10 protein-coding genes are annotated in these 11,045 nt (G+C 71.8%); 6 read left to right on the forward strand and 4 right to left on the reverse strand.

What is annotated here, in order from left to right; genetic code table 11:
* Both HG543_RS45940 and HG543_RS45945 read left to right on the forward strand, forming a co-directional pair.
* Positions 1 to 518 (forward strand): alpha/beta hydrolase family protein (locus tag HG543_RS45940; RefSeq protein WP_500690511.1); only part of this gene is annotated, 518 nt, incomplete at its 5' end.
* A gap of 37 nt (positions 519 to 555) precedes the next feature.
* Positions 556 to 720: a hypothetical protein gene (locus HG543_RS45945; RefSeq protein WP_211194616.1), complete on the forward strand. Its 165-nt coding sequence runs from the start codon at positions 556 to 558 to the stop codon at positions 718 to 720.
* Positions 721 to 736: 16 nt separating this feature from the next.
* Here HG543_RS45945 and HG543_RS45950 read toward each other — a convergent pair whose 3' ends face one another.
* Complete coding sequence (locus HG543_RS45950; protein WP_343073602.1) at positions 737 to 1,051, reverse strand: CBS domain-containing protein; 315 nt, start codon at positions 1,049 to 1,051, stop codon at positions 737 to 739.
* A 193-nt stretch (positions 1,052 to 1,244) separates the two neighbouring features.
* On the opposite strand from HG543_RS45950, the gene HG543_RS45955 reads away from it, so the two are divergent.
* Positions 1,245 to 2,135 carry an OmpA/MotB family protein gene (locus tag HG543_RS45955; protein WP_169351311.1) on the forward strand — a complete coding sequence of 297 codons (891 nt, stop codon included), beginning with the start codon at positions 1,245 to 1,247 and terminating at the stop codon, positions 2,133 to 2,135.
* A gap of 14 nt (positions 2,136 to 2,149) precedes the next feature.
* On the opposite strand, the gene HG543_RS45960 is transcribed toward HG543_RS45955, so the two are convergent.
* Positions 2,150 to 2,674 carry a hypothetical protein gene (locus tag HG543_RS45960; RefSeq protein ID WP_211194617.1) on the reverse strand — a complete coding sequence of 175 codons (525 nt, stop codon included), beginning with the start codon at positions 2,672 to 2,674 and terminating at the stop codon, positions 2,150 to 2,152.
* A 208-nt stretch (positions 2,675 to 2,882) separates the two neighbouring features.
* Here HG543_RS45960 and HG543_RS45965 point away from each other — a divergent pair, with 208 nt between their 5' ends.
* Positions 2,883 to 5,825 (forward strand): alpha/beta hydrolase family protein, encoded by a 2,943-nt coding sequence (locus HG543_RS45965; protein WP_171818376.1) that lies wholly within the window; start codon positions 2,883 to 2,885, stop codon positions 5,823 to 5,825.
* Positions 5,826 to 5,852: 27 nt separating this feature from the next.
* Positions 5,853 to 7,046: an OmpP1/FadL family transporter gene (locus tag HG543_RS45970; protein ID WP_169351313.1), complete on the forward strand. Its 1,194-nt coding sequence runs from the start codon at positions 5,853 to 5,855 to the stop codon at positions 7,044 to 7,046.
* Positions 7,047 to 7,134: 88 nt separating this feature from the next.
* On the opposite strand, the gene HG543_RS45975 is transcribed toward HG543_RS45970, so the two are convergent.
* Together HG543_RS45975 and HG543_RS45980 are read right to left on the reverse strand one after the other, a co-directional pair.
* Complete coding sequence (locus tag HG543_RS45975) at positions 7,135 to 8,361, reverse strand: cyclic nucleotide-binding domain-containing protein (protein ID WP_169351314.1); 1,227 nt, start codon at positions 8,359 to 8,361, stop codon at positions 7,135 to 7,137.
* Between the two features lie 13 nt (positions 8,362 to 8,374).
* Positions 8,375 to 9,565 carry a cyclic nucleotide-binding domain-containing protein gene (locus tag HG543_RS45980; RefSeq protein ID WP_169351315.1) on the reverse strand — a complete coding sequence of 397 codons (1,191 nt, stop codon included), beginning with the start codon at positions 9,563 to 9,565 and terminating at the stop codon, positions 8,375 to 8,377.
* A gap of 323 nt (positions 9,566 to 9,888) precedes the next feature.
* On the opposite strand from HG543_RS45980, the gene HG543_RS45985 reads away from it, so the two are divergent.
* Positions 9,889 to 11,045 (forward strand): WD40/YVTN/BNR-like repeat-containing protein (locus tag HG543_RS45985; RefSeq protein ID WP_169351316.1); only part of this gene is annotated, 1,157 nt, incomplete at its 3' end.

An 11,045-nucleotide genomic window follows, 5' to 3' on the forward strand; every position in this document is an offset into this window, starting at 1 on the left:
GAGGGCGGGTGACGGGGCTGGTGCTGCTGAACACGTCGGTGCTGACGCCGCGCGCGTTCAAGACCACGGCGTTCCACCGCTTCTCGCACCTGCCGGCGGTGAGCGACGTGGCGTTCCGCCTGCTCAACTTCCCGGTGCCGGTGCTGGGGCGGACGCAAGGAGACGCGCGGAGCATCTCCGGCGACGTGGCGCGGGCGTACGCGTGGCCGCTGCGGCACGTGGTGGACCGGGCGGCGCCGCTCGCGCTGGCGCGCATGGTGCCCAACCGCGAGGGACACCCCACCGTGGCGGAGCTGGCGGAGGGCGACGCGTGGGTGCGTGGCTTCGAGGGCCCCGCGGAGCTGGTGTGGGGACTGAGGGACCCGATTCTCGGACGCGCGCTGAAGCGGCACCGCGAGGCGCTGCCCCACGCGCGCGTCACGGAGACGCAGGCGGGACACTTCCTCCAGGAGGAGGTGCCCGAGGACATCGCCGCGGCCATCCGCCGCGTGGCGGGCGTGGCGCCCGAGGGAGCGTGATGGAGACCCGCGTCACCGAAGTCGCCCCGCGGGACCGATGATTCGCGCCCTGGCCGCCCCGCGCCCGCGCACGCTCGGCCTCATGCACGGGCCCGCATACACCGGTGATTGCGAGCGGGCGCTGAGAGAACTCGCGGCGGCCTACGACTCACGGCTCGACGCGGAGCTGTCCCGCTACCGGGGAGCGCCCCGCGCTCCGTGACACGCCGCGCGCGGCTTCAGTGCAGCCAGGCCCGCGGGGCCGCGGACACCAGCGCCTCGTACGGAACAGCGGTCGTTTCTTCCGTCGTCGTGACCGCCTTGACGGTCAGAATTTCAGCCAGCCGGGCCAGCGGCGCGCACCCGGACAGCCGCTGCAGCTCGCCCTCCGTCACCTCTCCCAGCAGCTCTCCATCGTGGCCGTCCACCACGGGGAGCACGTGCACACCATGGCGGTGCATCACCTGGAGTGCGGCGAGGACCGTGTCCTCGGGGAACAGCGTCACCGCGCGGGAAACGAGAGTCTGAAGCTGGGCACTGCGGCACGTCGTCACGGATGGCCTCCAAGAGCCTGGCGCCAGGCGCCTTCCGTGAGACATCCCTAGCAAGCCCCTTGCCGACCCCGTTCGCTCCGGCTGCAAGGTTGAACTACCAGACACCTCGGCGCACCCGAGGCACCTTGAGGCGCACCCACCCGCCCTCGCTACCGTGCCCTGACTTCATTCCATCTTCTCAAGAGGCCACGACATGACGGAGTCCCCCCGGGAGCACGGACGGCAGGAGCAGCAGGGTCGGTCCTGGGTACCCTGGTTGGTGACGGCGCTGGTGGTGCTGCTGGCCGGCGGCGTGCTGTTCCTCGCCAACCGCGGCTCGCAGCAGGCGCAGGCCCTGGCCGAGCAGTCGCGTCAGGCGGCGGAGGAGGCCGCCAACCGCGCCCGGGACGCGGAGGCCGCGCGCAAGCAGCTCGAGGAGAAGCTGGCCGCCGCCGAGGCCGAGCGCGCGAAGCTGTCCACCGAGAAGGAGCAGCTGAGCACGGAGAAGGAGCAGCTCAGCCAGACGGTGCAGGAGCAGGAGGCGGAGCTGGCGAAGCTCAAGGCCACCTATGACGACCTGCAGGACAAGATGAAGGCGGAAATCGCCAACGGCGCCATCCGCCTGTCGCAGGACGCGGGCCGCATCCAGGTGGACCTGGTGGACAAGGTGCTCTTCGACTCCGGCGACGCGAGCATCAGCACGCGCGGCCAGGAGGTGCTCACGCGCCTGGGCGGCGTGCTCTCCAAGGTGGAGGACAAGCACATCCAGGTGTCCGGCCACACGGATGACTCGCCGCCGTCGCAGAAGCTGCAGGGCACCTTCCCCACCAACTGGGAGCTGTCCGTGGCGCGCGCGGTGAACGTGGTGCGCTTCCTCCAGGAGAAGGGCGGCGTGCCCGCGCGCCGGCTGGTGGCCGCCGGCTACGGCGAGATGCGCCCCATCTCCCCCAACGCCACCCCGCAGGGCCGCGCGCGCAACCGGCGCATCGAGGTGCTGCTCATGCCGGACCTCCCCGCCCAGCGCAACGCGGCCGCCGTGAGGAAGGCGCTCGCGGGCTCCACCGCGGGGAAGAACGCCGTGAAGCCCGCGAAGGGGACGAAGTAGCTCCTGCTACCGGGTTACTTCTTCTTCACCGACTCCAGCAGCTTGCGGAAGGGCTTCTCCGCGGCCGCCGCCGTCTTCTCCGGCGCCGTCAGCTTGAAGAAGACGGCGCCCTCGGGCCCCTCGACGATGGCGCCCAGCAGCCGGTAGCCCGGCTTCGGCGTGGACGGGCCCATCATCGGCCCACCGCCCACGTACGTGCCCTTCACGTCCACCGTCGTGAGGGGCAGGCCGTTGAGCTTCTCCGTCTTCGTCTTCGCGGCCTTGTCCGCCGGCTTGCCGTCCGCCGTCTGGAACTGGCCCACCCAGCGCTTCACGTTGGCGTCCACCGCCCCGCCCTGGCCCTGGCCGAAGTAGAAGACGGCCAGCTCGCCGCCCTCCGCGTCACCCTTGGCCGCGGGAATCTTGTACGTCGCCGCGCGCATGGGCCGCGCGCCCTGCGCCGCCCACTCCGCCGGGGCCGTCCAGCTCAGCCCTCCGGCCTCCTCCGCGTGCGCCACCACCGCCGCGGTCACCACCAGCACACTCAGCAGTCGATTCATGCCCGCAACGTATCCGCCCCGCGGGCCGTGTGCAGCGAACCAGCGACGCCCCGTCTCACCCTCCCGCACGCCCGTGCGGGGCTGACACGACGCGTCAAGTCGCCTGTCTTCCTGGCAACCGAGGGACGTGGTACGCCACGGGACTGAATCGTTTCGAGCAGTCCATCTTTCCAGCAGTCCGACTTTGGACGCGGAGGGGGTTGTACCCATGAGAAAGGTGTTGTTCCTCGGGGCGCTTGCCCTGGGTGCGTCGGCATGTGACCCGGACATCGCGCAGGATCCGCCGCCCCCCGCTGTAGACCTGGTGGTCGCTGAGTTCGACCCCGCGGCGGCGCCCGCCGTCGTCCCCACGCCCAACGACCTGGCCATGCGCAACGGCCTGGTCAACGCGCCCGTCGCGGAGACCGCCCCCGAGGCGGAGAAGTACTTCACGCGCGAGTACCTCAACACGCTCGACGGCTTCCCCACGTCCGTCTCCGCGAGCACCACCGTCAAGGACGCGGACCCCACCACGGTCAACGACGAGACGGTGAAGATCCTCGACCTGTACGCGGGCACGCCGCTGTCGCGCCCGGTGCCGCGGGACGTCGTCATCGGCTACCACGCGGACACCGACCGGGTGAACGTGCTGGCGCCCTCGGGCTGGCCCAAGGGCGGCCGCTACGCGGTGGTGCTCGTCGGCGGTGAGAAGGGCATCAAGTCCACCAGCGGCAAGCCCATCGTCGGCTCGTCGACCTGGGCCTTCGCCAGCTCGCAGGAGCCGCTGGTCACCTGCGAGGACCTGACGGCGCCCAACTGCCGCGCGGCCACCGAAATCATCCCCGCCACGGAGACGGACCCCGCCCGCCGCCTCGCGCAGCAGACGGCCATCGCGCTGCAGCTCGAGCAGCTGCGCCGCAACTACGCGCCCGTCCTCGACGAGGCCGCCCGGAAGTTCAGCATCCAGCGCGAGGACATCGTGCTGGCCTGGACCTTCACCATCATGAACCGGCCGGAGGTCACCTTCGACCTGACCACCAGCACGGTTCCCTTCCCCAACGACCTGCTGCGCGTGCCCGCCCAGGGCCAGACGCCGGCGCACCTGAACCTGCCGGAGCCCGGCCCCGGCGCCTCCCCGCTGGAGGTGCAGCTCATCGGTGGCCTCAACAGCCTGGACGGCTGGTCCACCACGGCGCCCATCATCTCGGAGAACAGCCCGAGCAAGGGCTTCATCGACGCCGCGTTCAACCACGAGGACGTGAAGCTGGGTGACAACGTCCTCTTCATCAACCTGAAGAACCTGCAGGCCCGGCCGAACGTCCGGCTGTGCTTCAACTGCATGTCCAGCGTGGCCGAGGACGGCACCACGCAGACGCTGCCCCAGCTGCAGATTGTCCCCAACGTGCCGCTGGACGAGGCCACCTCGTACGCCGTCGTCATCAAGAAGGGCCTGAGGGACCGGCTGGACCGCCCGGTGGAGCCCACCGCCTCGCAGGTGCTGCTGCGCAGCCCGCACCCGCTGTTCGCCAACGGCAAGAGCCAGGTGTCCGTGCTGCCGGACCCGCTCGCGCAGCAGCTCGAGCAGGCCCGCCTGGGCATGAAGCCGCTGTATGACGCCCTCGAGCAGCTCCAGGGCATCAAGCGCAACGACGTCAACCTCGCGTGGGTCTTCACCACGCAGACCACCCGCCCCATCCTGGAGCGCCTGAACGCGGCGCCCGAGCAGGTGCCCGCGGACCCCATGTACCTGGATGACGTGACCCTGCGCATCAAGGGCCAGATGGAGGCCATCGACCTGGAGAGCGATGACGTGGGCCGCGTCTTCACCGGCGCCTTCGTCTCGCCGTTCCTGCTGAGCGACCGCGACGGCGTGCTCAACCGCGCCCAGCCGCGCATCGACCGGCTGCCCTTCCTGCTGTTCCTGCCCGCCACGGCGGCCCCCGAGACGGGCTACCCGGTGGTGGTCTTCGGCCACGGCCTGACGGGCAACCACACCAACGTGCTGACCGTCGCCAACACGCTCAACAAGAGCGGCTTCGCGGTGGCCGCCATGGACACCGTCTTCCACGGCGAGCGCACGAGCTGCGCGGGCATCACGAGCCCCATCACCATCCAGAACCCGGGCCAGCCCGACATCGTCATCCGCACGCCGAACGAGGCGTGCACCGAGGGCTCCACCTGCGACACGGAGCTGAACTCGCCCACCTACGGCCGCTGCGTCGCCCCCTCCGACGCCGCCACGTGCGACCCGCGCCCGACGGACCCGACCGACCCGGACGCCCTGCACGGCGACCAGGCCTGCACCCTCGTGGGTCAGGGCCGCTGCCTGAGCACCGGCAAGTGCGAGGGCGGTGACTTCAAGCGCCCCGCCCCCGGCCAGGCGCCCTACATCTCCGGGTGGAACTTCCTCAACCTCACCAACCTGTTCGCCACGCGCGACAACTTCCGCCACCACGTGGTGGACTTCGCGCAGTTCTCGCGCGCGCTGGGCACCGCCAGCATCAACGCGCGGCTCCAGGCGGCCGGCGCGGGCCGCCTCAACGGCGCCCAGGTGGACTACGTGGGCCAGAGCCTCGGCGGCCTCCAGGGCCCCCTCTCCGCCTCCGTGTCCAACAAGATGCGCCGCGTGGCGCTCAACGCCGCGGGCGGCGGCCTGGTGGACGTGCTGCTGACGTCCTCCAACCCCACCTTCGTGCGTTACCGGACCGGCTTCAACGACCTGCTGAAGAGCGTGCGTCGCGCGCCGGGCACCCCGGCCTATGACGAGTTCATCACCCTGGCGCGCACCATCCTGGACCCGGCCGACGCGCGCAACTACGCCCAGTACCTGGTGACCGCGCCGTCGGCTCCGGCGGGGCGTGAGGCGTTCATCCAGTACGTCAAGGACGACGACGTCATCCCCGACCCGGTGACGCAGCAGCTCATCACCGCCGCCAACCTCCCCGGCCGGCGCACGGTGCAGTCGTACAGGCTCACCTTCGACTTCCTGAACGCCTTCCCCGCGAACATGCGGGCGGGCATCCACCACGCCTCCTTCGGGCTCGTCATCCCCGAGCTCGACGAGAACGACCCGGGTCAGGCGCAGCTCATCGGCCTGCTGAAGATGGCGCGCGACACGTCCCAGGGCCAGGTCGCGAGCTTCCTCCAGACGGGCACCGCCCCCGCGCCGTAATCACACCCCGCCAGAGGAGACACGACCATGAAGAAGACACTCTCCGTGGTAGCGCTGCTCGCCGCCGGGACGTCCCAGGCCGCGGGTTTTCAAATCAACACCCAGAGCGCCCGCTCCACGGGCATGGGCAACGCGACGGCGGCGTGGCTGACGGACTCGTCGGCCATCTACTACAACGCCGCGAACATCCTCGGTGACAAGAAGCTGGACGTGACGGTGGGCGACACCGGCATCCTGCCCAGCCTCAAGTTCACGCCGGTGGGTGGGACGGAGCAGGGCCAGAAGACGACGCTGTCCCCGCCGCCGCACGTGTTCGCCACGTACCGCGTCATGGACAAGCTGGCGGTGGGCCTGGGCGTCTACACGCCCTTCGGCGCGCGCAGCCGCTGGGTGGATGACTTCACGGGCCGCTTCCGCGCCCGCGAGTCGGCCATGGCCATCTACAACATCAACCCCACGGTGGCGTACCAGGTGCACGAGCGCATCCGGGTGGGCGCCGGCCTGAACATCGGCCGGGGCACGCTGGAGCTCAAGCGCGGCCTGGACTTCGTGGAGAGCGAGGGCAACGTCCACATGGGCGCCAGCGCCTGGGGCGTCGGCTTCAACGCCGGCGTGCAGGGCGTGGTGGTGCCCAAGCTCGTCACGGTGGGCGTGCACTACCGCAGCACCATGAAGCTCGGCTTCGAGGGCAACGCGGACTTCCAGAACATCCCCGCGGAGTTCCAGAGCCGGCTGCCGGACACCCGCGTGGAGGGCGACGTCACCCTGCCGCAGTCCATCGCGGCGGGCATCGCCGTCACGCCGCTGGAGCGGCTGACGGTGGCCTTCGACGCCAACCTGGTGGACTGGTCCGACTTCAAGGAGCTGGCGATTCAGTTCCCGGACAACCCGTCGCTCAACAACCCGCTGCCGAAGCGCTGGAAGGCGACGTGGAACTTCCACCTGGGCGCCGAGTACGGCGTGACGGAGGCCCTGCAGGTGCGCGCGGGCCTCGTCCTCGACCCGTCCCCGAGCCCGGATGACACGCTGACGCCGGACCTGCCGGACGCGGACCGCCTCGCCGTCACGGCGGGCGTGGGCTACAACTTCGGCGTGCTGCGCGCGGACGCGGGCTACCAGTTCGTGTCGCTGTCCGACAAGGAGAGCACCGCGGTGGGCATGCCCGGCACGTACAACGGCACCGCCCACGTGTTCGGCCTGACGCTCGGCTACTCCATGTAGCCACCGGCTTTCGTCCGGTGAAGTCCTGGACGCCCGGGTCTCCCGCATGGGGGCCCGGGCGTCGTCGTTTCCGCGAAGGGGACTTCCTTCAGACGCGCAGGTCGCCGTCGTGCAGCACGCGGCCGGAGGCCAGCACCTGGGCGGTGCGCTGCAGGCGCTCGGTGCCCATGCGCATCAACATGCCCTTGAGGCCCGGCTGGCTGAGCAGGTGCTTCTCGAAGGCGGCGCGCTCCAGGCGCAGCACCACGCCGTCCACGTCCGCGCGCACGGTGGCGGAGACGGGCTTGTCCAAGAGCAGCGAGATTTCGCCGAAGACGTCGCCCTCGCGCAGCTCCGCCAGCGCCACGCGGCGCCCGTTGGGCTGCTCCAGCCAGGGCGTGCACCGCCCGCGCAGCACCACGTAGAAGGCGTCTCCGGGCTGGCCCTGCTTCAAGAGCGCCTCGTTCTTCGTCACGGTGCGCAGCTGGAAGTCGCGGGACACGGCGGCCTTCTGCTCCGGCGTCAGCTTGCTGAGCAGCGGGTTGCTGCGCAGCAGGTTCTCCACCATGCGCCGCCGGTAGAAGGCGTCCACCGCGCCCGCCACCTGCGGGTGCTTCGCGGCGGCGGCCCCCAGGCGCTCGCGCGTCAGCTCCAGCAGCACGCTGCGCTCGGTGACAGTCACGGTGGCCAGCCGGAGCCCCTCGGACACGAGCGCCAGCTCGCCGAAGAAGTCCCCCGGCCCCACGGTGGCCACGCTCCTGCGCTCGCCGCCCTCCAGCGTGCGCACCACGTCCGCGCGGCCCTCCACCATGGCGAACATGGACGCGCCCGGCGTGCCCTCCTCCACCACCACCTGCCCCGGGAAGAAGGCGCGCATCTCCAGCGCCTCCAGCAGCGCGACGAAGGCGTCGGGGTCCAGCCACGAGAAGATGGGCAGCGCGCCCGGCGCGTCTTGCGGCGGCACCGGCCCCGCCGTGCCCTGGAGGGCGGGCGTGGGGGACGCGCCCGGCGCCAGGGCGAAGCGCTCCGCCAGCAGCCGCGCGGTGCGCGCGCGTGTGGCCGGGGGCGTGCCCAGCCGGGACAGGGCGACACACGCGGCCACCGCGCGCAGCGGCTGGTCCGCCTTCATCCACGCCAGCGCGGCGCCCTCGTACGCGGTGGAGGCCTCGGCCGGGTGGCCCAGCCACTCGTGCAGCTCGGCCACCTTCTGGCGGACCTCCGCGTCGTCCGGCGCGGTCTTCGCCACGCCCTGGTACTCCGCCAGCGCTTCCTCCAGCTTTCCCTCGCTGGCGAGCTGGACGGCCCGCTCCCTGCTCGCGCCACGCGTGCGCACCATGAGGGCACCCATCCTACGCGCTCAGCGCGCGCACGCGCTCGGCGAGATTCTCCGTGAAGAGCCGGAAGATGCGCAGCGCGGCGGCCTCGTGCGTCTCCAGGAAGTGCTGGAAGTCCGCGCGGGTCACCCGCAGCGCCCGCACCGGCGTGCGCGCCCGCACGTGCGCGGACGTGGGCCCATCCAGGATGAGCGAGATTTCGCCGAGGAAGGCCCCCGGCCCCAGCGTGTTGAGCAGCCGCGCGTCCGGCCCCGGGCCGCTGTACACGTCCACCGTCCCGTCCAGCAGCACCAGCAGCCCCGTGCCCCGAGCGCCCTTCTCCAGCACCGTGGTGCCCTCGGGGATGAGCACCTGCTGCGCCATCCGGAACAGGTCCTTCATGTCCGCCATGGACAGCTCGCCGAAGATGGGAATGGCCTTGAGGTACTCGTAGCCATCCACCGGGGGCGGCGCGCGCTCCGGCTCCGCCACGCCCGCGTCCAGCCCCAGGTGCCGCAACAGCCGCGCGTGCTCCGCCTGGAGCGCGCCATTCTCGCGCGCCGCGGGCGACTCCTGCATGGCGTCCGTCAGCAGCACCAGCGCCCGCCACGAGTCGCCCAGCGCGTCCAGCAGCGTACTCATCCGCAGCACCGCCTCGCGCCGCCGGGGGTGCCCGGGTGGCACCGCGCGCAGGCACTCCAGCTCCGCGTGCGCGTTGCCCAGCTCGCGGTACACCGCCGCCGCCTCCAGGGGCCGCTGCAGGCGCGTGAGGCACTGGGCCATGGACTCGCGGGCGTCCAGCGCCTGGTACAGCTCCAGCGCCCGCTCCATCAGCCCCGCGCGCTCGAAGGCCGCCGCCGCCCGCGCCCGCTCCCCGGCGCGCAGCCACGTCTCCGCCGCGTGGCGCAGCGCCCCGGATTGCTCGTGCAGGGGCGCCGCGATGGCGTACGCCCCGTCCGCTTCCAGCAGGCGCGCCGCGCCCGCGAAGTCCCGCGCCCGCCGCAGCACCTCCACCAGCGTGGAGCGCGTCTGCGCGGGCACGCCGGAGGACTCCTCCAGCACGCGCTCCCGCTGCGGTGCCGCCAGGCTCTCGTAGGCCCGGACGGCCACCTCCACACTTCCCTGCATCACCGCCTCCCAGACGGAACGGGTGCCACCCGCGGCGGGCACGTCGCCCCGCGCCGTGCCGTCGTCGATGCGCTTCGGCTCCACGGTGGACCCCGCCATGTCGTGCTCTCCCCCAGGACACCCACGGGTCCCCCGGGGGCAGCCCGTGCCGAGTCTCCTCGCGTCCGTAGCAGACCGGGCGGAGCGAGGCGAGCCCCGCGAGAGGCCCACATCCGCCCCGGCCGACAGGGGCCCCCGTTCCCTCGGGCCTTCTGATGGCTGGACAACCTTGGCGGGGTGTCCGCCTCCCGCCTCCGCTCCTCCGGTGGACGAGCGGGGGAGCACGCCCCCATCGCCCGCCATCCGCCGGGGGGCCGCTATGCCTGACGGCGTGGAGCGTTATCGTGCGAGCCGGGCCGGCCCCGTTCCCCGGAGTCCTCTGGATGAAGCCTCGTACCGCCGTCTCCTGGAGAATCCTCACCCTGCTGGCCCTGGGCTCCGGGGCGACCGCGCACGCCCATGCGGGCCTGCCGGAAACCTCCAACGTCGCGATGCGCCGCGGCCACCCCGAGGACTTCTTCGTGGGCGCCACCTTCGGCGCGGTGATTTCGCGCGACAGCGGGCAGACGTGGCGGTGGATATGCCCGGAGGCCATGGGCTACGCGGGCTGGAGACCGAGCGAATTCCTGTGGCGCGAGGCGGGCGACATCATGGCCGCCACCGGCAGCGCGCTGCTGCGCTCGCCCGACGGGGGCTGCTCGTGGAACACGCACCCGTACTTCAAGGACACGTGGGTGTCGGCCGTCGCCGCCCACCCCACGGACGACCGCATCCTCTACGCGAGCACCCACAAGACGAACATCGCCAACGGCGTGTACCGCTCCGGTGACGGCGGCGAGACGTGGGAGCCCACCTCGCTCATGCGCAAGGGCCTCAAGCTCTTCGCGGTGCGCGTGTCCCCGGCGGACCCGCGGCGCATCTATGCCTCCGGCGAGGGAGACGAAGGCAAGCTGCTCTTCTTCCGCAGCGAGGACGCGGGCGACACGTGGGCGGAAATCGAGCACCCGCTGCCCGCCCTGCTACGGCCGTACGAGCTGGTGGTGACGGTGGCGGACCCCGTCTCCGCGGACACGGTGTGGGTGCGCGTGCTGGCGCAGGGCTACACGTACCTGATGCGCAGCGACGACGGCGGCCGCACGCTGGTGCAGGTGTACGAGCTGGACGACCAGTTCATCAACATGGACCTGTCCGCCGATGGCTCCACCGTCTGGGTGGGCACCCTCAACTACTTCTTCCGCGGACCGCGCACGGGGCCCCTGCAGAAGCTCGGGCTGCCCACCGGCAACGCGTGCGTGCTGCGCGACGGGGAGACGCTCTACGGCTGCGGCTCCACGTGGCTGCATGACTGGGCGCTGGCGCGCAGCCGCGACCAGGGCACCACGTGGGAGCCCCTGTTCACCCTGTACGGCATCAAGGGCACCCAGCACTGCCCCCAGGGCACCCCCGTCCAGAGCCTCTGCCCGTCGCGCTGGCCGCAGCTCGCGGAGCAGCTCGGCGCGGAGCTGTACCCCGACGGCGAGGAGCCGCCCCCGCCCCCGCC

It is taken from the genome of Pyxidicoccus fallax, from assembly GCF_012933655.1.
In the GTDB taxonomy this organism is placed as follows: domain Bacteria; phylum Myxococcota; class Myxococcia; order Myxococcales; family Myxococcaceae; genus Myxococcus; species Myxococcus fallax.